Genomic DNA, 21470 nt, shown 5'->3' on the forward strand with positions numbered 1-21470 from the left:
GATGAGCGGCTATGTCCGCACCCGACTCGCTTGCCCAGGTCCGCGCCCGCATCGACACCGTCGACGCCGAGTTGATCCGCCTCCTGGCACAGCGCCAGGGACTGGTGCGCTCGGCGGCGGCGTTCAAGACCGATGAACACGCCGTGCGCGCGCCGGATCGGGTGGCGCAGGTGGTGGCCCTGGCCCGTGCGCGTGCCACCGAAGCCGGTTTGGCCCCTGCGGTCGCGGAGTCGGTGTGGCGGGCCATGATCGACGCCTTCATCGAGCTCGAGCTCGCCGAGCAAGCGGCGCTGCGACAGAGCGTTTAGGACTGTCGGGTCGAACGGCGGCGCGTAATCCGTTGCCACCAACGGGGTTCGGCCGGCGGAGGAGTCTTCGGCGCACTCGTTTTCGGCGGCTTCTTCGGGCGTGCGGCAGCTCGGCCACTGCGCCACTGTGCGAGGACCGCCTCCGTATTCACCGGTCCGACGGGAACAAACGGCCCGTGCGGCATCCGAAGCCAGTCCACGATGCGCTCGTTCAGCTCCGAAACCGCTTCGCGAACCTCGCGCTCGGAAGTCATATCCCGCACCAGTTCCGGCAGTTCCTCGATATCGCGGCGCAACACCAGAGACGGAGGCAGCAGGCCGTCCGCACGCACGCCTGCGCCACGCAGGTAGCTCTTCAGCCACCAGTTCTCGTCATCGACCGAGTCCGGAATCGGTTTCCCCGAGCCCCGGAGGTTGTCGAATTCGCCGCGTTCGGTCGCCTGGCGGATCTGTTTGTCGATCCACGATTCGAACGTGACGCCAAGTGGTTTGCGCTCGGTCATGGCAACAGCTTCGACGGAACGTCCATACCTCGAGTTTACGGAGCCCAGGACCGCCGGTGGATCAGCGATTACCTACCGGGATCCCATGTCGAGCCGCAAGATTGGCCACCGGTCGCGGCGATATCGTGACCGCCGTCGGACAAGGCGTCTCGAGGAGACCCTTGCCGGCCCGGCCGCATGACCGGTGAGCAGGGTCAGTCCGCCTTCGACTTGGCGCGGGCGTAGGCGCGGGCGGCGCGAGCGCGGTCGCCGCAGCGCGTTGAGCACCAGTGACGGCGGCCATGGCGGATCAGGTACCGATTGCACGGGGCGGAGTCGCAGGTGGTCAGGAAGTCGGCCTCGGGGCCGGTGAGCAGGTCGGCCGCATCCGTGGCGAGCGTCGCGAGCGCGCGGTCGAGGATCTCGTTGGGTGGACACAGCGCAGCGCGGTAGGGGCCGTTCGTCTCATCCCATTGCAACAGGGCGGCCGTTGGGGTCCGGCTCAGCGCGTCGTTGACGGCGGACAGCGCTGCGGGTAGTACCGGCTGCCGCGCGACGCGGGCGGCGAACAATGCCCTGACGTGTTCGCGCAACACGCGCAGCTGCGTCGCGCACATCTCCTGCACTCCGGCATCGGCGGGCGCGAGACCGCGTTCGGCGAGCCACCGATTCGTCGATTCGGGGGTGCCGAGCAGATCGATGAAGTGTCCACCGGGCAGCACATAGGCGCTGTCGGCGAAGTCGAGAGCGAGGTACTGCTCGGCCCCCGGTGCGGGCGGCAACGGCGCGGGCAAGGCTTCTCTCACGACTCTCATGTTACGACTTGCTTTTATCCGTGAGAACGCCCTACCGTATCTCACGGATATTTCGAGCTTCATCCGTGAGGAGTTTGCTAGTGGCTTCTGCAGGCACAACCGATCAGCAGGTCTGCGTCCGCGTCTTCGGCGGCCCGACCGCCCTTTTCGAATACGGCGGGCTGCGGTTCCTCACCGACCCGACCTTCGACGCGCCCCGCGACTACCAGCAGTCCGGCGGCCTGTTGACCAAGACCGCGCCAGCCGCCGCGGCGCCGGCCGACCTCGGCCGCGTCGACGTGGTTCTGCTCTCGCACGATGAGCACCCCGACAACCTCGACGACGCCGGCCGTGCCCTGCTCGCCGACGTGCCGCTCACCCTCACCACGCCGGGTGGCGGGCAACGCCTCGGAAACGGGGCAAAAGGTCTGGTCGACTGGGAGTCGATCGAGCTGGACCGCCCCGGCGGCGGCACGATCACCGTGACGGGGGTGCCCGCGATCCACGGGCCGGGCGCACGCGAGGAGGTCGAACCGATCACCGGCCAGGTTGTCGGATTCGTACTGACCGGGGAAGGCCTGCCCACCGTCTATGTCAGCGGCGACAACGCCTCGCTCACTGCGGTCGAGGAGATCGCCGAGCGTTTCGCACCGGTGGACACCGCCATCCTCTTCGCCGGAGCGCCCCGCTTCTCCGTTCTCTTCGACGGTGCGCCGATCGTCCTCGACAGTACCCAGACCGCAGAGGCCGCCGAGCTCCTCGGCGCACGTCGGGTGGTTCCCGTTCACTATGAGGGTTGGGCCCACTTCACCGAGGGCCGTGCCGAATTGGTCGCGGCTTTCACTGCCGCCGGACTCCGCGACCGCCTTGACCTGGGCGAGCTGGGCTGACTCTGTCGTGGCGACTTCAGTATCGGCCCGGATCGATGATCTCCCCGGCTCCCAGGCGCAGCGCCGCACCCTATTCGTCCTGGTCGCCGCTCAGGCTCTGAGCGGCGCGGGGCTGGCGGCGGGCGTAACCGTAGGCGCACTGCTCGCGCAGGACATGCTCAGCTCAACCAGCCTTGCCGGTCTGCCCAGTGCACTCGGCACCGCAGGCTCCGCACTGGCGGCCGTCGCCGTCGGACGAATTTCGCAAGCCCGCGGCCGCCGTCCCGGCCTGGTCGCCGGGTATCTGACCGGTGCCATCGGCAGCATCGGGGTCATCGCGGCCGCTGTCGTGGACAATCCGATCCTGCTGTTCGTCGCGCTGTTCGTCTACGGCGCTGGCACCTCCACCAATCTGCAAGCCCGGTATGCCGGAGCCGATCTGGCCGGCCCCGAGCACCGCGCCCGTGCCGTGTCCACCGTGCTGGTCGCCACCACACTCGGCGGGGTAGTCGGCCCCAACCTCACCGCGCCGACCAGCGACCTCGCATACGCACTCGGTATCCCCCACCTGGCCGGTCCGTTCCTGCTCGCCGGCACCGCATACGCATTGGCGGCCGTGGTGCTGGCCATCTGGCTGCGCCCCGACCCGCTACTGCTTGCCCGCACGCTCGAGGCCGAACGCATCGGCGCACAGCCCGACCATGCCGATGGCCTGCCGCGCCAAGCGGTCGAAAGGCGCGGCTCCGGCGTGCTGGTCGGTGTGACGGTCATGGTGCTCACCCAGTTCGTAATGGTCGCGATCATGACGATGACACCCGTCCACATGCACGACCACGGCCACGGCACCGCCGCCGCGGGCCTCGTCATCGCCATCCACATCGGCGCGATGTACTTGCCATCGCCGCTGACCGGCTGGCTCGTAGACCGCTACGGCCGCTTCACCATCGCCGCCGGCTCCGGGCTGACCCTGCTCGGCGCCGGAATCGTCGCCGCCTGCGCGCCCGGCGACTCCGTAGCCCTGCTGGCGACGGCACTCACACTGCTCGGTCTCGGCTGGAACTTCGGCCTCGTCGCCGGCACCGCGATCATCACCGACGCCGTGCCGCTGGCTACCCGCGCCAAAACCCAAGGCCTGGTCGACGTCACCATCGCCATCGCGGGCGCCACCGGCGGCATGGCCTCAGGGCTCGTCGTCGCCGCTGCCGGCTACCCCATGCTGGCTATCGGCGGCGGCATCCTGGCACTGGCCATCGTGCCCACGGTCGCCGCCGCCGCACGCAAATCCCTACCCGGCTGGGCGATGCCACACAGGTGGTGAGGACGCCCGCCCTGCTGGTAAGGATGTTCCCCATGACCAGCCATGTGCTCGCGATCGATCTCGGCAAGACCGGCTGTCGCGGTTCGCTGCGCCTCGATGGAACCCAGACGGGTTACGCCGAAGCACCAGGCGCGACTGGACTCGCCCATGCCGCCGGTGTCGCGGAGGCGGAACGCGCGATTCGTGCGGTCATCGACCAGATAACGCCGATACCAACCACTTTCACGCTCGCCGTCGGCGCGGCGGGAGCTGCCTCGGCCCCGGACGCGGCCGCATTCCTCGCCCGGCGATTGGCCGAGTTCGCTGGCTCGGTCGCCGTCACCTCCGATGCCGTCACCGCGCACGCCGGGGCGCTGGGCGGTTCTCCCGGAGTCGTGCTGGCGATCGGAACCGGAGCCGTCGCGACGGCGGTAGACGCGGCGGGTCGGTTCACCAGAGTCGACGGCTGGGGACCGCAACTGGGTGACGAGGGCAGCGGCGGCTGGATCGGCCTCGAAGGTCTGCGCGCGGCATTGCGCTCCCACGACGGCCGCGGGCCACACACCGTCCTGGCCGAGAAGGTCGGCGAACACTTCGGTATCGATCTGGACGCATTGCCGAAATACCTTGGCGAACAAGATAATCCGGCATCGGTCGCCGCCAGCTTCGCACCCGTTGTCGCAGCCGCTGTGGACGACATCGCCACGGCGATCATGGCGACCGCCGCCCGCGCACTCGGCCGAACCGTCCTCGCCGCGATCGAGCGATCCGGCATCCACCCGCCGGTCCCCTACGCGATCACCGGCGGACTCACCAAACTGGGTGCGCCACTGCTGGACCCGCTCGACCGGCAGATCGCCCACGCGATCGACCGCCGCGAACCCCTCGGTGACCCCATCGACGGTGCGGCCCTGCTCGCCCTCGATCCGGCCACCGCACTCGAAGCCCTGGTCACCCGAATCGTCTGACAATCATTGACAGACATCGCATAACATCTGACACTTACTTGCATTCCGTCCGCCGCGTCACCGGGGAGCTGCGTTGAACGCACTCAATCTCGCCGTCATCGTCGTCTATCTCGTCGCCGTCGCGTGGATCGGCCTACGGCTGTCCGGAAAACAGAGGTCCAGCAGCGACTATTTCGTCGGTGAGGGCCGAATGCCGTGGTGGACAGTATGTTTCTCGGTGGTGGCCACCGAAACCAGTGTGCTCACCGTCATTTCGATTCCGGGCGGTGCGTATACCGATCAGGCCTTCGGAAATGTCGAGCTGGCCATCGGTTACATCATCGGGCGCACGATCGTGGCGATCGTGCTGATCCCGCTCTACAAGCGCGGCGGGTTCGTCAGCGCCTACCAGTACCTCGAACTGCGCTTCGGCCGCTACCTGCAGGGAGTGGCATCGGTGACCTTCGTATTCACCCGGCTACTCGCCGAGGGCGTGCGACTGTTCGCCTCCGCGATACCGATCAAATTGCTGCTCAGCGAATTCGGGCTCGACTTCGGCTACGACGCGATCATCGTCGCGCTGACGCTGCTCACCGTCATGTACACCTACCTCGGCGGCATCAAGGCGGTCATCTGGACCGATGCGCTGCAGATGGGCCTCTATCTCACCGGTGCGCTCATCGCGATCTGTGTGCTCACCGGTCACGTCGGGGGCTCCGGATGGTCGGATGCGTTGCACGCGGGCAAGTTCCGCGTCTTCGATACCGATTTCGGCATCGCGCACATTCTGACCAGCACCTTCGCGCTTCCGACCGCGATCATCGGCGGCGCGATCTTCGCGATGGCCTCACACGGCTCCGATCAGCTGATCGTGCAGCGCATCCTGGCGACGCGGTCGTTGCGCGACAGTCAGCGGGCGATAATCGGTTCGGGCATCTTCGTTGCCATCCAGTTCGCCGCATTCTCCCTGGTAGGTGTGCTGCTGTGGTCCTACAACGGCGGCAAGACGGCCAAGGAACTCGGGCTGGCCAGCGCGGACAGCCTGTATCCGAATTTCATTCTGCACGGGTTGCCGGTGGTGATCTCCGGGTTGCTCGTCGCCGGAATCCTGGGCGCGGCAATGGGTTCGCTGTCCTCGGCGTTGAATTCGATGGCGAATTCGACGGTCGCCGATATCATTCGCAGCTTCTCTCGCCGAACGCTCGCCGATCAGACATTGCTGCGGCTCGCCCGGGTGATGACGCTGGTGTGGGCGGCGCTGATGGCGCTTTTCGCGATGGGCTTCAGCGCGACGACGGGCAATGTGTATCTGACGGCGCTCACCATCGCCGGATACACCTACGGTGCGCTGCTGGGCGCGTTCCTGCTCGGACGACTTGTGGCGCGTGCCAATCAGTTCGACGCGATCATTGCCTTCATCGCCACGGTGGTCGTGATGACCTTCGTCGTGCGGGTCGTCAAGATCGATGTGACCGTTGCCGGGAAGGTGGTCGAAAAGGGTATCGCGGCACAGTGGTTGGTGCCGATAGGAGTGCTGGTCACGCTGGTCGTCGGCGGGATCGCGAGCCTGTTCCATCCTGCGTCCACGCCGGAGGAACCGGAAACCGTTGCGGCGGTGGCATAGTGCGTGTCATCGGATTGATGTCGGGGACATCGCACGATGCGATCGATGCTGTCGGTGCGGATATCATCCTGCGGGACAGGACCATTCACGTCCGGCTCATCGGGCAGCTCAGTCGACCGTATCCCGACACGCTGCGCTCGGAACTCATCGCCGCCGTGCCGCCGGGTTCGATCGAGATGGCAACCGTGTGCCGACTGGATACCGCGATCGGTCAGGCCTTCGCCGACGCCGCCGACGCCGCGATGGGCGAGTTCTTCAGCGGCAGCGCCGATCTCGTCGCATCACACGGGCAGACGGTGTATCACTGGGTGTCCGACGGTAAGACCCGCGGCACGCTACAACTCGGTCAGCCTGCCTGGATCGCCGAACGCACCGGAGTGACCGTGGTCAGCGATTTTCGCTCGCGCGATATCGCCGCGGGCGGACAGGGCGCACCGCTCGTCGGGCTCTTCGACGTGCTGTGGTTGGCCGGGCGTCCCGGGCGAGCGGCGGCGCTGAATATCGGCGGGATCGCCAATGTCACCGTCACCGGTGACCAGCCGGTCGCCTTCGACACCGGACCGGGCAATGCGTTGATCGACGCGGCGGTCGAACGATGCACCGGCGGCACCGAGCATTTCGATCGTGCGGGCATGCGCGCCGCGCGCGGCCAGGTCGACGCCGATCTACTGGAAACCCTTCTCGCGGAGCCCTATTACCGCGCGCCAGCACCCAAGTCCACCGGCAAGGAGCTGTTCAACCGCGCCTACTTGGAGCGCGTGTTGTACGGCCGTACCTTATCCGCCGACGATATTGTCGCAACTGTGACAGCGCTGACCGCACGCACCATCGCCGACGCCCTCGCGCCGCTGCACCCGACCGAAGTCATCGCATCGGGCGGTGGAACTCGCAATCCCACCCTGATGGCAGTGCTGGGCGCACATCTGGACGGTGCGAAACTGTGCACCTCCGACGAACTCGGACTCCCCTCGGCGGCGAAGGAGGCCACCGCATTCGCCGTGCTCGGCTTCCTCACCGCGCACGGCCTAGCGGGCAGCCATCCCGCCTGTACCGGAGCCAGACGTGCGGCAGTGCTCGGTTCGATCACCCCGGGCGCGGCCGGGTGCACGCTCCCCGCCGCAACCACCGCCGCGCCTCGACGACTCGTGGTGAGCCATGCCTGAGTCCGACGATGTACGCACCCGCCTGCTCGCCGCCCTGCCGCGGCTCACACCGACCGCCCTGCGCGTCGCGCAGGTGATCCGGCACGATCCGGCGGCCGCCGCGCAGCTCACGGTGAGTCAGCTGGCCGAGCGGTCGACGACCAGCACTTCCGCGGTGGTGCGCCTGGCCAAAACGCTTGGCTACGAAGGCTATCCGCAGTTGCGGCTGGCACTGGCCGCCGTCGGCGGTGATGACGGATCGCCGGTCTTCGCCACCGACATAGCCGCCGATGACGAACTGTCGAAGGTCCTGCACAAACTCACCGCCTTCGAAACCGAGGGCATGGTCGCGACCGCGGAACTCGCCGATCCGGTGACGATGGAATCCGTTGTCGACGCCCTGGTGGGTGCGCGGCGGGTGCTGCTCGTCGGCATCGGCGCCTCCGGACTCGTCGCGATGGATATGGCACAGAAGCTGACCCGCATCGGAATGTGGTGTGCCGCCTGTATATCCGAGGACGATGCGCTGGTACAGGCCAGCCTGTTGCAGGCGGGCGATGTGACCGTCGCGTTCTCGCATTCGGGCGAAACCGCCGCGGTGGTCGAAGCGGTGCGCAGGGCCGCCGACGCGGGTGTGGCAACGGTCGCCGTGACTGCCGGAACGCATTCCGGACTCGCGAATTCCGCCGCGCACACCGTGCTAGTCGCCGGGCGCGAGGACGGATTCCGTTCCGCGGCAATGGCCAGCCGCATGAGCCAACTTCTCATCGTCGACGCACTGTATGTCGGAGTCCTGCAACGCACGCCGTCCGCGGCGAAAGCTCTGCGCCGCACCCACGCGGCGGTAGCCGATCGCCGAACCAAGGAGGTCCAATGAAATGCGCGACACCGGTGGCACGGTGACCGAAATCGGTTCGCTGACAACGGAGGCGACGAACCCGCGCACCACCACACTCGACTCGATGCCGATCGAGGAACTGCTGCGCACCATGAACACCGAGGATGCCGGTGTGGCTTCGGCTGTGGCGCAGGCGATTCCGAAGATCTCGCGGGCGGTGGAGCTGATCGTCGAGGCGCGGCAGCGTGGCGGTCGATTGATCTATATCGGCGCGGGCACCAGTGGCCGACTCGGCATGCTCGACGCGGTCGAATGTCCGCCAACCTTCGGCACCGATACCGGCGAGGTGCTGGGGATCATCGCGGGCGGACCGGATGCCTTTCTGCGGGCGATCGAGGGAGCCGAGGACGATCCCGCCCGCGCCGCTACTGACCTGTCCGCGATCGAACTCAACCCCGACGATGTGGTCGTCGCCCTGGCCGCGAGCGGACGCACCCCCTACGCCATCGGCGCATTGCGGCACGCCCGCTCGATCGGCGCCGCGACCGTCGCCATCTCCTGCAACCGCAATGCCGAAACGAGCGCACACGCCGACGTCGGCATCGAAATCGACACGGGCCCCGAGGTTTTGACCGGTTCCACCCGATTGAAGGCGGGCACGGCACAGAAGATGGTGTGCAATATGCTCTCCACCGCCGCGATGGTGCGGGCGGGCAAGGTCTACGGCAATCTGATGGTGGATGTGAAGCCGACCAACGCCAAACTCGTAGACCGGGCACACCGCATCATCACCGAAGCGACCGGAGTCGACCCCGCCACGGCCGCAGCACTTTTGGACGCGGCCGACGGCCACGTCAAGACCGCCGTCGTCATGCGCCTGGCCGGAGTCGACGCACCAGCGGCACGCAAACTCCTCCGCGACGCGGACGGACGGGTGCGCGACGCGATCAGCTAGCACCTGCTCCTAGTCTTCGGTCAGCGATATTCGGGCACCGGCGGGATCGGCTTACCGTCCGCCACCGCCTGCACCACCGCATCCGCATCGGCGGCGCGGTACTCCTCGCCGTACACCGCACCGTCACGACGCGGGGCCTCCATCACCGCGGCGGCCGCGGGTTCGCCGAGATCCACCGGCACGAAACCGGCGTCGGTGATCAACCCGGCCACGATCGCCTTGGCCTCCGCGTCGTCACCACATAGCCACTGCACCACCCGGTCATCGCCGACTCGGTGGGCGGCCTCGGCCTGGAAGCCGGAGGTCAGCGTGTTGAACGATTTGGTGTAGCGCGCGCCGGCCATCCGCTCGGCATTGAACTGCGCGGCCGTCGAACCTTCCGGTGGCTGCGGCACACCGAACTGATTCGTGGTGTCGATGACGATCTTGCCTGCGAGGGAACCCGCCTGTGCCAATGCCTCCGGAACCACCGGCCACGGCACCGAGATCACCACCACATCGGAGATCGCGACTGTCGCCGCGGGTTCGCCGACTGTCACGCCGCGCCCGATATCGGCGGCCAATTTCGTCAGCGTGTCCGGGTTCCGGCTGAAGGCCAGCTGGATCTGATGCCCAGCCATGGCCAGTTGGCGGGCGATGCCGCCGCCGATCCGGCCCGCGCCGATGATGCCGATTCTCATAACACTCCTCGGTAGACGCAATTCTCCCCACCCATTGCTGGAACTACGCGGGGCCAAACGGTTTCGACGCTACCCTGACTCACAGTTCCGCGCCCCGCCGGAGCGCTGTGTAGGCAATTCGGAGGCACCATGTTGTCCCTGCAGGAGATTTCGGACCGTCTGGAGATCGAGGACCTCATGGTCCGGTACTCGCATGCGGTAGACACCCACCAGTGGGATCTGCTCGACGACGTCTTCACCGCGGATGCGCATATCGACTATTCGGCCATGGGCGGCGCGGTGGGCGATCTCGAATCGACGAAGAAATTTCTCGCCACCGTCATGCCGAACTTCCTTGCGTTCCAGCATCTGATCAGCAATTCCTCCATCACCGTCGATGGCGACACCGCCACCGGGCGCACCATGTGCCACAACCCGATGCTGGTCTCGACAGGTGAAGGAAAGCAGAGCCTGATGCTGTGCGGGCTCTGGTATCTCGACACCTTCGAACGTATCGAGGGGCGGTGGCGGATCAAACAGCGCGTCGAGGAGAAGAGCTTTATGTTCGTCGCGCCGGGCAGTGTCTGAGGGCGCTCAGCCGAGCTTGCGCGCGACGGCGAAGACCCGCCGGAAAGGCAGCCAGGTGGTGCCGTCGAGTTGACGCGGGTAGGCAGCACGCAACAGCGGCGCCAATTGCGCGGTGAACTCCCGCCAGCCCGCGTCGTCGAGCGCATCGCGCACGGGGCGCAAAGCCGTCCCGGTGACCCACTCCAACACCGGATCCTCCCCCGACAGGCGCTGCAGGTAGGTCGTCTCCCAGGCGTCGACCTCGCATCCGGCGAGGGTCAGCACCTGCGCGTATCCGCTGGGGTCGAGCACATCACGCGGCTGCAGGATGCCCGCGGGCGCGAGCCGGTCACGCCATTCGTCGCGGGCCGCGAGCTCGCGAATCACGCGGTGGGAGGGCGCGTCGAAGTTGCCGGGCACCTGTAACGCGAGCCAGGCGCCCGTGGGCAGCGCACTCACCCATCGCGGCAGCAGAGTGGTGTGCGTCGGCACCCATTGCAGCACGGCATTGGTGATGACGACATCGGTATCCGGTGCCGGTCGCCAATCCTCTACCGTGCCGAGGGTCGCGTCGATGCCGAGACTTCTTGCCGCGGAGACCATTTCGGGTGAGGAGTCGGACGCCTCGATCACGGCGCCGGGCCAGCGTTCGGCCAGCGCTGCGGTGAGATGCCCGGGGCCGCAGCCGAGATCGACGACCCGGCGGGGATCCTCGGCCCCGATTCGACCCAGCAGATCGAAGAACGGGCGCGAGCGGTGGTCATCGAAGGCCAGATATTTCTTCGGATCCCACATCGGCAGCTCCAGTCGTCGAGTCAACCAAACCGTACGTACGTACTGTATTCCGCTGGAGCCGGGTTCGGCAAGGTGCGTGCCGGAATTTCGAGCGCGCGACGCGGGTTGGTGCGGTAAACGCTGTGAACGATGGGAGTGAAGTGAACGATTTCAACGCGCAGGTGATCAACGAGTTCCGCGCGAACGAGGGCAAGGTCGGCGGCATGTTCGAGGGTGCGCCGATGGTGCTGATCACGACGACGGGTGCGAAGTCCGGCCGCCAGGTCACCAGCCCGCTCGTCTATCTCCCGGACGGCGAGCGCATCGTGCTCATCGCCTCGAACGGCGGCGCCGATAGGCATCCGGCCTGGTACCACAACCTGCGCGCCAATCCGGAGTTCACCGTGGAGATCGGCACCGAGACCTACCCGGCGAAGGCTGAGGTGGTGACCGGTACCGAACGCGACGAACTGTATGCGCGAATGGTCGAGATCATGCCGGGATTCGGCGAGTACCAGGCCAAGACGTCCCGGTTGATTCCGGTCGTCGCGGTGTACCGCCAGGTGGCCTGACTCGTGTAGGAGCCGCGACCGGGTGGGGTCGCGGCTTCCCCGCGGTTTTCTTGCCCGGCTGATCAGGATTTGTCGCCGAACCACCGGCGCAGCGCTTCGAGCAGCCCGGCGTGTGCACCAGAGTCCGCGGCCCAGGCCACGTAGCCGTCAGGTCGGATCAGTAGCGCGGAAAGCTCCCGTGGTGCAACGGGTTTCGCCGTAACTACGCGCACGAGATCCGACCACGGTGCGGCGATCGACCGCAATTCGCGGGAATCGTTGAGGTCCAGCAGGACTGCACGACCGTCGGTGCAGTGTGCGCCGACCCGAGTGCCGTCGGAGAGTTCGATATCCGGTGTGACCGCGCCGACGAGGTCATGTCCGGCGCCGAGGTCGTAACGGTTCAGTACGCCGGAGATCTTCTTGAAGATGGCGGTGCTGCCGTCACGGGTGGCGAGCAGATCGGTCATCACACCGCGTAATGCCTTGCTGCGCTGGTCGAGTCGCATCAGGGGGATCTGTGCGCGGGTCCACTCCAGAACCCAGGCGCCGACCGGATGCCGTTCGGCGGTATAGGTATCGAACAGAGTCTCGCTCGCGTCGCCGCGTACCACGGCGGCCAGTTTCCAACCGAGGTTGACCGCATCGCCGATGCCGAGATTGAGACCCTGCCCGCCGAACGGCGAATGCACATGGGCCGCATCGCCGGCCAGCAGGACACGGCCCTTGCGGTAGTCGGTGACCTGGCGGGTGTTGTCGGTGAACCGGGTCGCGGAGTGCACGGCGGTGATCTCGACCGGCACGCCCGAGACCGCGCGCAGGCTCGCCTGCAATTCGGCCGCGGTCACCGGCGCGGAGCGGTCGGCGGGCGGTCCGTCGAGTTCCACGGTGAGGAAACGACCCGGCATCGGGCCGTTGACGTAGATTCCGGTATCGGTGGAGTTCCACCCCGGTCGCAGACCCTCCGCACCGGTCATCTCGACCAAGGCCTGATGCCCGGTGATCTCCGGATCCAGACCCGGAAAGTCGAATCCGGCCTGCTTGCGCACCGTGCTGCGGCCGCCGTCGCAACCGACGAGCCAGTCCGCGCGGATCGCACTCTCGCCCACCCGCACGGTGACACCGGTTCCGTCGTCATCGAATTCGGTCAACTCGACGCCGCGACGGATCTCGATACCGAGTTCGGCGGCGCGCCGGGCCAGGATGGCTTCGATACTCTGCTGAGCCACCATGACCGCCTCGGCGCCCGGGCCGAGTTCGGCGAAATCCGGATCGTCGAAGTCGATATCGGTCATGCGGAGCATGATGCCCGCGAAATGACCCGCGATCGGCAGGCGCTGGGCGGCCGCCTCGTCGCTCGGCAGCATACTCGTGGCGCCCATGCGCTGCAGCGTCGCGTTCTGCTGTTCGAGCAGGTCGGGCAGCAGTCCGCGGCGGTAGAAGGCTTGTCCGGTGGGCACATTGATCGCACCGGCCTTGATGGTCATATCGGGTTCGGTCAACCGTTCGACCACCAGCACATCCACGCCGCCGAGGCGCAGTTCGCAGGCCAGCATCAGCCCGACCGGTCCGGCCCCGGCGACGACCACATCGAATGTCTCGTTCATGAACCCGACTCTGCCGCCCGATCATTGCGGTGGTCTTGCGTCGGCTTGCATACCCCTTGCGTCGTTCCCGCGGTGCTGGTGACCGCCGGGAACCGTTCATGCCGAACTCAATCGAGCTGATCGATCGCGGCCACACCGATCTCGTGGTCGGTCTGCGACAACGCCGCGCCGGACACGCCCAACGCGCCGATGACGGTATCGCCGGAGCGAATCACCAGACCGCCGCCGTAGGGAACCAGGGAGCGCGACCCGGCCAGGCCGAGTCCGATACCGAAAAGGGGCTGGCCCGGTTGGATGGCCGGGGTCAGGTTGATGGTGTCCGCGCCGATCGAGATGGCGGTGAACGCCTTACCGATCGCGGTATCGATGGTGATGAGCGGCGCGCCGTCGGTGCGCGCGAACGCGACCAGGTTGCCGCCCTGGTCGACAACCGCGAGCGCCACCGTTTCGGATCGGTCGGTGGCCGCGGTCCTTGCGGCGGCGATAACAGCGTGTGCCTGGTCGAGGGTGATCGTCATGGTTGTGCGCAACCACCGCACATCCGCAGCTATTCCGAAGTTCTGTGAGCTCGTGGATTCCGTGGTCCAGCGACGGTCCGGCGTAGAGAATCGAGTGGGACGAAGGAGACCCATGGAACCGATTGTTTCCGTCACCGGCGGCAAGATTCGTGGCCGGACGACCGACGGAGTGAGTGCATTTCTCGGAGTGCCGTACGCCGCCGCTCCGGTCGGGCCCGCGCGGTTCCGGCTGCCGGCACGAGTGCCGGACTGGCAGGGTGTTCGTGATGCGCTCACCCATGGAGCGACCTGTGTGCAGTCGCCGTATCCCCCGCCGATCCACGCACTGATCGGCAGTGATGGGATACCGGGCGACGAATACCTGAATGTCAATGTGTGGACGCCGGATCCGGGTGGTTCGGGACTGCCGGTCATGGTGTGGATTCACGGCGGCGCGTTCACGCGCGGGTCCAATGCCAGGACGATCTACAACGGTGCCGCATTCGCACGCGACGGGGTCGTGCTGGTTTCGATCAACTATCGGCTCGGTATTTCCGGATTCGCGGCGGTGGCGGACGCACCGCTCAACCGCGGGTTGCACGATCAGCTGTTCGCCCTGCGGTGGGTGCAGGAGAACATCGAATCCTTCGGCGGGGATCCGAACCGGGTCACGATATTCGGTGAATCGGCGGGCGGGATGAGCGTGGCGACGCTGATGGCTTCGCCGCTGTCGCGCGGGTTGTTCCGGCAGGCGATCATGCAGAGCGGCAACGGATCCGCGGTCGTAGCGGCCGAAGACGCCCGCAAACTCGCCGGTGAGTTGGCCGCGAAGCTCGGGATCGGTGCCGTCGCAGACGATTTCGGCCGTCTCGGGCCCGATGAGCTGCGCGCCGCGCAGGACGCGATCGCACTCGAATTGATGAGCGATCCGAATCCGGCGCGTTGGGGTTCGTCGATCATTGCGAACGGGCTGGGCATCATGAGTCTGCTGCCGGTGATAGACGGTGAGGTAGTGGAGGCCAGGCCCGTCGCAGTGCTTGCCGAGCAGCCAGATCGGGCCGTGCCGTTCATCGCCGGGTGCACCGCGGAGGAGTTCCGCTTTTTCACGGTTCCGACCGGTGTCGCCGCCGGGATCACCGCGCAGACATTGCCTTTCGTGCTCGCACGCTACGGAATCAATCCCGCCTTGGCCGATATCTACGGAGCCAATCGCCCAGACGCCACGCCCGCGGATGTCTTCGCCGCGATCATCACCGATCGGACCTTCCGCTCCGACACCCTGCACCTCGCGCAATCGAATGCTGCCGCGGGTGTGCCGACCTACGCCTACGAGTTCGCATGGCCGTCGGGCATCGAGGGCCTAGGTGCGTGCCATGTGCTGGAGGTGCCCTTTGTTTTCGACTCACTCGACGGTGTGCACACGCTGACCGGTCCCAACCCGCCCCAGTCGCTCGCCGACGAAATCCATTCGGCGTGGGTTGCTTTCGCCGAATACGGAGATCCCGGATGGCCGCGGTTCGAGGCTGATACGCGGCTCGTGCGAATCTTCGACAGCCCCGAATCGGTTGTCGTGAGCGATCCGCGCGGGGATGAGCTGGCGGCGTTGCGGAAGTCGGTCGGCTAGGCCACCGGCACCTCGCTGATCTGGCGGCAGGTGTGTCGTCCGGCTCCCGCCCACTGCTGTGCAGCGGAGTCCTCGGCCTGATCCTGGGCGTCCACGAGTCTCGGGGTGCAGATCGCCGCCGGCTGGCGCTGATGCACGCGTTTCGAAATGCTCCCGGTTCGCCCAGATCCGCTGCGCCGTTCCTGCTCACGGCACCGCGCTTGCTGCTGGCAGGTAGGCAGGGATATCGGCTGGTGGGAAGCATGGATGGGTGTCAGCGGTGGCGACATGGGTTCGCTGGGGCGCAATTCTGAATGAGTCCATACCGAGCCATTGAGGGAGTGCCTTCGTGCGAATCAGAAACTACATCACACCAGTGTTGGCGGTGGGAGCTGTGGCAATAGCTATCGCTGCCGCGCCGACGGCCCAAGCCCAGCCCGTTTCGGCTCCGTCGGCAGCTATCGCCGCCGCCCCACCGACCGCCCCTGTTGGGCCGGCCGGTGACGGCGGCGGCATGCACGGCGGCTTTCGCGGTGACCCCGGCATCTGGAACCGCGGCGGTCACAGCAGCTCGGATCGCGGCCAGAATGGCAACTACGGCCAGCCCAGGACGGGGGGTGCTTGCGGTCCAGCACGCTGCTGAGAGCCATGCCGACTGCAGATACCACACCGTGTCGGCGTCGGAGGGGTCCAAGCCGGTCAGCGCGGCCATGCTCGACCCGTCATGGTCCACCGCGTCATGATCGCCCGCAAAGGCATTCCCGCGCCGGTCCAAGCCGACATGGGATGGGTCGTCTAGCGCACGATCGGCACCCGACGAGTCGGTTGGTCCTTCAGCACAATCTGCGCGGGCGGGTTACTGCTGTTCGCTGGAAATCGTTGTGGCAGAGGCGCGTAGAGCGGTGCGGGCGGCGACAACGGCCGGGTGTGCGCCGGTGCCTCGTCGGTAGGCCAAGTGGGTTTTGCGTCGGGTCGGTAGTGCGGTCAGCACCACGTTGGGCGGTGGGTCGAGTGCACCGAGTTCCGGGACGAGGGCGACGCCCTGTCCGGCCGCGACCAGTGCGAGGACGGTGCTGAAGTCGTCGACCTGGTGGCGTACTCGAGGCGTGAATCCCGCTGCCTGGCAGGCCCGAATCGTCATCGTGTGGCAGAGCGTTCCTGGTGTGCCGACAATCCACGATGCGGCTCGGTGATCCGGTAGTGGCGCGGCGGCGAGTGCGGCCAGGTAGATCGTCTCTTCCAGGAGCGGCTCGGTGTCCAGGGCCGGATCGGGCTCCGCGGGCACATAGTCGTACTCCTGCACCAGTGCCACATCCAGCACGTCGGTGCGCAGCGAGTCGGGGACGGTGGCCGGATCCAGTTCCGTCACCAGCAGTTCCAGCCGCGGATGGTCCCGGCTCAGCGTGATCAACGCCGGGGAAAGGATCGTGGCGACCGCCGTTGGGAAGGCGCCGATGCGCAGCGTGCCGGTGAGCGCGGCGCGGGTGGCGGCGAGGTCGGCGGTGGCCTGCTCGAGCGCGGCGAGAATCGTCTCCGCGTGTTCGACCAGCGTGAGCGCGGCGGGTGTCAGGGTGACGCGTCGTCCGGTCCGCTCGAGCAGCGGCACACCGGCTTCCCGTTCCAGCGCGGTCAACTGCTGGGACACCGCCGACGGTGTGTAGCTCATGGCCTCGGCGACCGCCGCGATCGTCCTGCGGTGGGCCAATTCGCGCAGCAGGCGCAGCTTACGCACATCGAGCATCAGTTCAGCTTATGCTCACCAGAAGAAACGTGAACTGGACCTGAAGCATCTGTGCGCGCCAGTCTGGGAACCATGACGCTCACCGGCCTCTTCCTCCCCCTGATCACGCCCTTCTCCGCCAATGGCGAACTAGCCGCCGACGCACTGGCTGGCCTGGCCCATGAGGTGCTCGACGACGGCGCCACCGGCATCGTCGCCCTCGGCACCACCGCCGAAACCGCCACCCTCACTCCCGAAGAGCGCCGTCGCGTCCTCGATATCTGCGGAACTGTCTGCCGAGAACGCAACGCTCCCTTGATCGCCGGTGCGGGCACCAACTCCACCGCCGCCTCGACCGAAGCGCTCGCCGCCTTCGGCCCCACCGTCACCGCCGCGCTCACCGTCGTCCCCTACTACACCCGCCCCACCGAAGCGGGCGTCCTCGCCCACTTTGGCCAACTGGCCGCCACCAGCCCGGTCCCCCTGATCGTCTACAACATTCCGCAGCGCACCGGCCGCACCCTGAGCCTCGACACCCTCCACCAACTCGCCAGCACCCCGAACATCATCGGCTTCAAACACGCCGTCGGCAGCATCGACGACACCACCATCACCCTGATGAGCACCCTCCCGTCGGACGTCTCCGTCCTCGCGGGCGACGACCTGCACGCCGCCCCACTTCTCGCCCTAGGCGCATCGGGCGCCATCCTCGCCACCGCCCACCTGGCCACCTCCGCCTTCGCCACCCTCATCCGCCTGTGGCGCAACGGCCCCCTGCCCGAAGCCCGCCAACTCGCCCACCGCCTCGCCCCCCTCTGCACAGCCCTGTTCGCCGAACCCAATCCCGTAGTGATCAAATCCGCCCTAGCCGCCCAAGGCCGGATCCCCACCCCCACCGTCCGCCTCCCCCTCCTTCCCGCTTCCTCCGCCGCCACCAACTCCGCCCTCGAAGCCTTGACCTACGTCCTCGCAACCGCCTGACGCACTTCACCGCAGTGCCCTCGGTAGCAATAGAAGCACCATGCGGGACTTCATCGCGTGCCCGTCGGATCGCCAACAACTAAGCACTGCAATCGGACTCACGGCCCTCCGACAACATCCGCGTAAATCCGCTGAACAACCTTCTCAGCACGCCACCTGGCATCGATCCGCACCTCCGCCGCGAACGGCAACGGCTGCCACCCGTGATACCACGGCGCCATCGTCGCGCGGGACGAACTAGGTCGCGAATAGCCCAGCAGGCAGGGTTCTCAACCCGCAACTCAGGACCATGCCGAATTGTCTGGGCGAAAACTCGTTGAGATCTATACGATCACCGGCGGCATGCAGCTTCCTGACGCGGTCGAGTGCCCGCCGCGCAGGGCGTTTTGGGTCACGTCTGAGATCGCAGCGGTTGGCCGCAGACCACGAAATTATCTATGTCGTTGACAGAAGTATACGGGGAACTCCCGCACTTGGTTGCATCTGTAGTGTCATGCAGGATCGATGTAACCTTTACACGGAACTCGCCGGGCCCCTCACTGCAGGGTATTTGCTTTACAGGGTATCTGGCCTTATCGAAGCATCTCCCCTCTTTCCAATTAATGTCCCAGCAAAGATAGCCGCCTGTCACCGGTGAATTACCGTTGAGTCTGTTGCATTTGTCCGGCGCGCTGACGATAGCCTTGACCTCCGCATCCGCTTCGATGCTGTCGCAGGGGACTGCAATTGGAATTAACGTGTCAACCGTGACTCGCGCACAATCCCCGGCACTCCAATGGACAGCTGGCTGCTGTCCACTTACTACGAAGTAAATCGCGGTTGCGGCAGCCGCGATGATGGCGGCGGCAGCGCCTATTCCGATAGTCCAGGCCGGAATCCGGCGGCCCTCGCGGTGCCCATTGCTTGTGTCACCCCCGGTGTCGGGCCGCGTCTTTCCTGCCAGCTCCGCGTCGGCTCGAAGGTTGTCGCGGGCTCGCGTGGCAAGCCCGTCAGGGTCGGCCTCGGCCGGATCGAGACGGGCGATTTCGTCGCTGACGTCGGCGACAGCCGTCCAGTCGCCGGTGTCGGCTAGGCGTCGAAGTTCGGACTGTAGGTCGGCGATCTGTCCTGCGGTACGGCATTCCTGGCGGCGGGTGGTGGCGTCGCGATAGCCTGGTCGCGCTTCGAGGATCTCGTCGAAGAGGCTGGTGGCGGCAGCCCACTTGTGGCAGGCCTGTGCGTCCACGGCCCGCTGGTATCTATCGGCGAGATCGAGTTTCTCGGCTGCGGCGTCGCGTGGTTCCGATGTTTTTCTCGGCCTCGGTGGGGCGCTTCGCCCCCTGGCAACTCTGCGCTGTCGCAGGGTAAACAGTTGGCTGTTTTCGCCTCGTAGGTACAGCACCGGGGTGACCCATTCAAGGGTATGGGCGCCCAGGATCGAGATTCGTCCGCTGTGAACGGCGTTGTCGACGCTGTGGCCATGGGCGATCGCCGTGTAGAACCCAGCGGCGAAGGAGATTGCCGCCGCGTCGCTGATAGTGAACTGCATTGCGGCGACGGCGTTGACGCCGCTTCTGGCCAGCACGGCGGCGGTGCCGGAGAACAGATCCATGCTGCTCTCCGCACCGGAGGAGCAGGAGTTGAGGACCACCAATCGGGGTGTCGGCTCCGCCAAACTCAGTAAATTGGCCAATTTGTTGGCGCCGATCGGATCGGCTCCGCCGTTGGAGCCGACCAAGTCGATACACCCTTGATCGTTTTTGACGTCGTAGTAACCGTGGCCGATGAAATGCAGCACGTGCCAATGGTCGGCGAGCAGCTTCTCCTGCACGCCCGCCCAGCTCGCTTGCCTCAACCATTCAATGTGCAGTAAGCCGCCGGAGGTCAACGGAACCAGGGCCCGTTCCAGGTGTTCTTGTTCATCGAGCACCTCCAGGAAGGGCATCCCACGTGGGGAGGCCACCAACCCGAGGATTCGCAACGGTGGTGTCACCTTGAGCGGTTCGCGGGCGTACGGCGCAGGTACATGCCGGACCAGTGGCTCGGTCAGGCACAGGTAGTTCTTCGTGTCGTCGTCCCATAGCGCTTCCCATGGCAGGGCAGCTAGTTCGGGAGCGCTCATGCGCAATTCCACGTGCAGCTGCTCACCCCGATCCTGCGCCGCCGCAACACTCTCCCGATATGTCCTGAGGACCGGGCCGGCAAACAGCGCCTTGAACAGGCGGCCACCGACTTCCTGCAGGTGTTTTTCATCAGGTCCGGCAACCCTGCGCCCGACTACCGCTGATGCGAGCACCTCCGTTTCCAAGCCATTCTGCTCATCGAGCAGCCGGTACGCGTCCAGATACATGGTCGCTGACGGTTCAGCCCCCACGGGCGAGTGCACCACATGAGTGGTGTATTCGCCGGCGCCCGATCCAGCCTCGATCTCCACTTGAATCGTGCATGCCATTTTCCGTTGATCACTCCTTAGCCATTGGCCCCGCACCACGCCGTACAAAGGGTCGCCTCGCGCTCCCCGGCCGACGGTCGTCGAAGTCATCCGCACATCTGGTGCTGGGATGCCACGTCAGGTCGACGTTCAACTGGGCCGCGGCGCCAGTCGAGGCGATGACGGCTCCCGCCTTCGCGTTGAATTCCAGACCGAACTGCACCCGAACCTCCGAAGGGGGTGCGGCCAGCTCATTCAGTTGACCGAGGACCCCTTCCGCCATGACTCGGATCGCCCCGAGCGCGGAATCGAAGTAACGTCCGGCCTTCTCCACGGCATCCGCCGCCTGTTCTTGCCTGCCGCGGGTCACAACCTCGCCGTACCGAGGCGCCGACTGTACGTGCACCAGCACCTCGCCGCCGCCTTCGAGCGGAAAACTGACCATCGACACCTCTGCGACTCCCTTCAGCCGCCCAGTTCATAAAGTTCGGATCGGAGGACCTCAGCCGGATCAAATCTCATCGAAATTCGCTGGCCCACTCGGTGACAGTTCGAATGGCACGGGAGGTTTGCCAGTGAGTTGGATAGTAATGCGCAAGAATTCAAGGATTCGCCGAGATGCCAGCCGGAAGTGTTCCATTCCTTACTCGTGGTTGCGACCCCGCACCAATCGAACAAGCCCCACCGTGATGCACTCCGACCGCCGGATCGTTCGCCAACGTCGGTGCCGAGGCGAGTCGTCAACCCGTGCACCCAGTCGCAATCTGGAAAAGTACCCCGCGGGTCAGAATTACCAACCACAATATAAACGGTAAGGCTCATGGTGCTAACCTCGATGCAAGAAG

General features: G+C 66.2%; 21 protein-coding genes. 12 read left to right on the plus strand and 9 right to left on the minus strand.

What is annotated here, in order from left to right; genetic code table 11:
• The first annotated feature begins 11 nt into the window (after positions 1 to 11).
• Positions 12 to 308 (plus strand): chorismate mutase, encoded by a 297-nt coding sequence (locus tag ACHQ4I_RS25765; protein WP_420774415.1) that lies wholly within the window; start codon positions 12 to 14, stop codon positions 306 to 308.
• Here the strand turns inward: ACHQ4I_RS25765 and ACHQ4I_RS25770 are convergent.
• Positions 305 to 811 (minus strand): DnaJ family domain-containing protein, encoded by a 507-nt coding sequence (locus ACHQ4I_RS25770; protein WP_420774416.1) that lies wholly within the window; start codon positions 809 to 811, stop codon positions 305 to 307. The genes ACHQ4I_RS25765 and ACHQ4I_RS25770 overlap by 4 nt on opposite strands.
• 194 nt (positions 812 to 1005) lie before the next feature.
• Positions 1006 to 1596, minus strand: coding sequence for an ABATE domain-containing protein (locus tag ACHQ4I_RS25775; RefSeq protein ID WP_420774417.1), 591 nt, complete (start codon positions 1594 to 1596; stop codon positions 1006 to 1008).
• Between the two features lie 89 nt (positions 1597 to 1685).
• On the opposite strand from ACHQ4I_RS25775, the gene ACHQ4I_RS25780 reads away from it, so the two are divergent.
• The 7 genes from ACHQ4I_RS25780 to murQ all read left to right on the plus strand — a co-directional run bounded on the left by ACHQ4I_RS25780 (position 1686) and on the right by murQ (position 9256).
• Positions 1686 to 2474: an MBL fold metallo-hydrolase gene (locus ACHQ4I_RS25780; protein WP_420774418.1), complete on the plus strand. Its 789-nt coding sequence runs from the start codon at positions 1686 to 1688 to the stop codon at positions 2472 to 2474.
• Between the two features lie 7 nt (positions 2475 to 2481).
• Positions 2482 to 3771, plus strand: coding sequence for an MFS transporter (locus ACHQ4I_RS25785; RefSeq protein WP_420774419.1), 1290 nt, complete (start codon positions 2482 to 2484; stop codon positions 3769 to 3771).
• 32 nt (positions 3772 to 3803) lie between these two features.
• Positions 3804 to 4718, plus strand: a complete 915-nt coding sequence (locus tag ACHQ4I_RS25790) for an N-acetylglucosamine kinase (RefSeq protein WP_420774420.1) — start codon at positions 3804 to 3806, stop codon at positions 4716 to 4718.
• Between the two features lie 73 nt (positions 4719 to 4791).
• Entirely contained in the window at positions 4792 to 6321 is a 1530-nt protein-coding gene (locus tag ACHQ4I_RS25795) for a sodium:solute symporter (RefSeq protein WP_420774421.1), read from the plus strand.
• Positions 6321 to 7484, plus strand: a complete 1164-nt coding sequence (locus ACHQ4I_RS25800) for an anhydro-N-acetylmuramic acid kinase (protein ID WP_420774422.1) — start codon at positions 6321 to 6323, stop codon at positions 7482 to 7484. Before ACHQ4I_RS25795 ends, ACHQ4I_RS25800 begins: the two co-directional genes overlap by 1 nt.
• Positions 7477 to 8340, plus strand: coding sequence for a MurR/RpiR family transcriptional regulator (locus tag ACHQ4I_RS25805; protein ID WP_420774423.1), 864 nt, complete (start codon positions 7477 to 7479; stop codon positions 8338 to 8340). Before ACHQ4I_RS25800 ends, ACHQ4I_RS25805 begins: the two co-directional genes overlap by 8 nt.
• Position 8341: 1 nt before the next feature.
• Positions 8342 to 9256 carry an N-acetylmuramic acid 6-phosphate etherase gene (gene murQ / locus ACHQ4I_RS25810; RefSeq protein WP_420774424.1) on the plus strand — a complete coding sequence of 305 codons (915 nt, stop codon included), beginning with the start codon at positions 8342 to 8344 and terminating at the stop codon, positions 9254 to 9256.
• Positions 9257 to 9276: 20 nt separating this feature from the next.
• Here the strand turns inward: murQ and ACHQ4I_RS25815 are convergent, their stop codons facing one another.
• The gene (locus ACHQ4I_RS25815; RefSeq protein WP_420774425.1) at positions 9277 to 9993 is read right to left on the minus strand and encodes an NADPH-dependent F420 reductase; all 717 of its coding nucleotides are present in this window, start codon (positions 9991 to 9993) and stop codon (positions 9277 to 9279) included.
• A gap of 72 nt (positions 9994 to 10065) precedes the next feature.
• Here ACHQ4I_RS25815 and ACHQ4I_RS25820 point away from each other — a divergent pair, with 72 nt between their 5' ends.
• On the plus strand, positions 10066 to 10503 hold the full coding sequence (locus ACHQ4I_RS25820) for a nuclear transport factor 2 family protein (protein ID WP_420774426.1): 438 nt from the start codon (positions 10066 to 10068) through the stop codon (positions 10501 to 10503).
• Between the two features lie 6 nt (positions 10504 to 10509).
• Here the strand turns inward: ACHQ4I_RS25820 and ACHQ4I_RS25825 are convergent, their stop codons facing one another.
• Positions 10510 to 11277 carry a trans-aconitate 2-methyltransferase gene (locus ACHQ4I_RS25825; protein ID WP_420774427.1) on the minus strand — a complete coding sequence of 256 codons (768 nt, stop codon included), beginning with the start codon at positions 11275 to 11277 and terminating at the stop codon, positions 10510 to 10512.
• Between the two features lie 140 nt (positions 11278 to 11417).
• Here ACHQ4I_RS25825 and ACHQ4I_RS25830 point away from each other — a divergent pair, with 140 nt between their 5' ends.
• Positions 11418 to 11828, plus strand: a complete 411-nt coding sequence (locus ACHQ4I_RS25830; protein WP_420774428.1) for a nitroreductase family deazaflavin-dependent oxidoreductase — start codon at positions 11418 to 11420, stop codon at positions 11826 to 11828.
• Positions 11829 to 11890: 62 nt separating this feature from the next.
• Here the strand turns inward: ACHQ4I_RS25830 and ACHQ4I_RS25835 are convergent, their stop codons facing one another.
• Both ACHQ4I_RS25835 and ACHQ4I_RS25840 read right to left on the minus strand, forming a co-directional pair.
• Positions 11891 to 13414, minus strand: coding sequence for an FAD-dependent monooxygenase (locus ACHQ4I_RS25835; protein ID WP_420774429.1), 1524 nt, complete (start codon positions 13412 to 13414; stop codon positions 11891 to 11893).
• 107 nt (positions 13415 to 13521) lie between these two features.
• On the minus strand, positions 13522 to 13932 hold the full coding sequence (locus ACHQ4I_RS25840) for a GlcG/HbpS family heme-binding protein (protein WP_420774430.1): 411 nt from the start codon (positions 13930 to 13932) through the stop codon (positions 13522 to 13524).
• Positions 13933 to 14044: 112 nt separating this feature from the next.
• On the opposite strand from ACHQ4I_RS25840, the gene ACHQ4I_RS25845 reads away from it, so the two are divergent.
• Complete coding sequence (locus tag ACHQ4I_RS25845; RefSeq protein WP_420774431.1) at positions 14045 to 15535, plus strand: carboxylesterase/lipase family protein; 1491 nt, start codon at positions 14045 to 14047, stop codon at positions 15533 to 15535.
• Positions 15536 to 16370: 835 nt separating this feature from the next.
• Here ACHQ4I_RS25845 and ACHQ4I_RS25850 read toward each other — a convergent pair.
• Positions 16371 to 17255 carry a LysR family transcriptional regulator gene (locus ACHQ4I_RS25850; protein WP_420774432.1) on the minus strand — a complete coding sequence of 295 codons (885 nt, stop codon included), beginning with the start codon at positions 17253 to 17255 and terminating at the stop codon, positions 16371 to 16373.
• 72 nt (positions 17256 to 17327) lie between these two features.
• Between ACHQ4I_RS25850 and dapA the strand changes: the two genes are divergently transcribed.
• A complete protein-coding gene (dapA, locus tag ACHQ4I_RS25855) occupies positions 17328 to 18215 on the plus strand; it encodes a 4-hydroxy-tetrahydrodipicolinate synthase (RefSeq protein WP_420774433.1) in 888 nt (295 codons plus the stop codon).
• 391 nt (positions 18216 to 18606) lie between these two features.
• Here dapA and ACHQ4I_RS25860 read toward each other — a convergent pair whose 3' ends face one another.
• On the minus strand, positions 18607 to 20646 hold the full coding sequence (locus ACHQ4I_RS25860; RefSeq protein WP_420774434.1) for a CHAT domain-containing protein: 2040 nt from the start codon (positions 20644 to 20646) through the stop codon (positions 18607 to 18609).
• A 10-nt stretch (positions 20647 to 20656) separates the two neighbouring features.
• Positions 20657 to 21070 carry a CU044_2847 family protein gene (locus ACHQ4I_RS25865; RefSeq protein WP_420774947.1) on the minus strand — a complete coding sequence of 138 codons (414 nt, stop codon included), beginning with the start codon at positions 21068 to 21070 and terminating at the stop codon, positions 20657 to 20659.
• Positions 21071 to 21470 lie beyond the last annotated feature (400 nt).

The organism is Nocardia nepalensis, assembly GCF_048910785.1.
GTDB classification, from domain to species: domain Bacteria; phylum Actinomycetota; class Actinomycetes; order Mycobacteriales; family Mycobacteriaceae; genus Nocardia; species Nocardia nepalensis.

What these genes read in the sequence shown, in the direction of transcription:
- murQ (WP_420774424.1), top strand. Translation starts at nt 8,342, where the DNA reads ATGCGCGACACCGGTGGCACGGTGACCGAAATCGGTTCGCTGACAACG.
- ACHQ4I_RS25835 (WP_420774429.1), bottom strand. Translation starts at nt 13,414, where the DNA reads ATGAACGAGACATTCGATGTGGTCGTCGCCGGGGCCGGACCGGTCGGG.
- ACHQ4I_RS25845 (WP_420774431.1), top strand. Translation starts at nt 14,045, where the DNA reads ATGGAACCGATTGTTTCCGTCACCGGCGGCAAGATTCGTGGCCGGACG.
- ACHQ4I_RS25840 (WP_420774430.1), bottom strand. Translation starts at nt 13,932, where the DNA reads ATGACGATCACCCTCGACCAGGCACACGCTGTTATCGCCGCCGCAAGG.
- ACHQ4I_RS25850 (WP_420774432.1), bottom strand. Translation starts at nt 17,255, where the DNA reads ATGCTCGATGTGCGTAAGCTGCGCCTGCTGCGCGAATTGGCCCACCGC.
- ACHQ4I_RS25865 (WP_420774947.1), bottom strand. Translation starts at nt 21,070, where the DNA reads ATGGTCAGTTTTCCGCTCGAAGGCGGCGGCGAGGTGCTGGTGCACGTA.
- ACHQ4I_RS25770 (WP_420774416.1), bottom strand. Translation starts at nt 811, where the DNA reads ATGACCGAGCGCAAACCACTTGGCGTCACGTTCGAATCGTGGATCGAC.
- ACHQ4I_RS25860 (WP_420774434.1), bottom strand. Translation starts at nt 20,646, where the DNA reads ATGGCATGCACGATTCAAGTGGAGATCGAGGCTGGATCGGGCGCCGGC.
- ACHQ4I_RS25765 (WP_420774415.1), top strand. Translation starts at nt 12, where the DNA reads ATGTCCGCACCCGACTCGCTTGCCCAGGTCCGCGCCCGCATCGACACC.
- ACHQ4I_RS25805 (WP_420774423.1), top strand. Translation starts at nt 7,477, where the DNA reads ATGCCTGAGTCCGACGATGTACGCACCCGCCTGCTCGCCGCCCTGCCG.
- ACHQ4I_RS25820 (WP_420774426.1), top strand. Translation starts at nt 10,066, where the DNA reads ATGTTGTCCCTGCAGGAGATTTCGGACCGTCTGGAGATCGAGGACCTC.
- ACHQ4I_RS25825 (WP_420774427.1), bottom strand. Translation starts at nt 11,277, where the DNA reads ATGTGGGATCCGAAGAAATATCTGGCCTTCGATGACCACCGCTCGCGC.
- ACHQ4I_RS25790 (WP_420774420.1), top strand. Translation starts at nt 3,804, where the DNA reads ATGACCAGCCATGTGCTCGCGATCGATCTCGGCAAGACCGGCTGTCGC.
- dapA (WP_420774433.1), top strand. Translation starts at nt 17,328, where the DNA reads ATGACGCTCACCGGCCTCTTCCTCCCCCTGATCACGCCCTTCTCCGCC.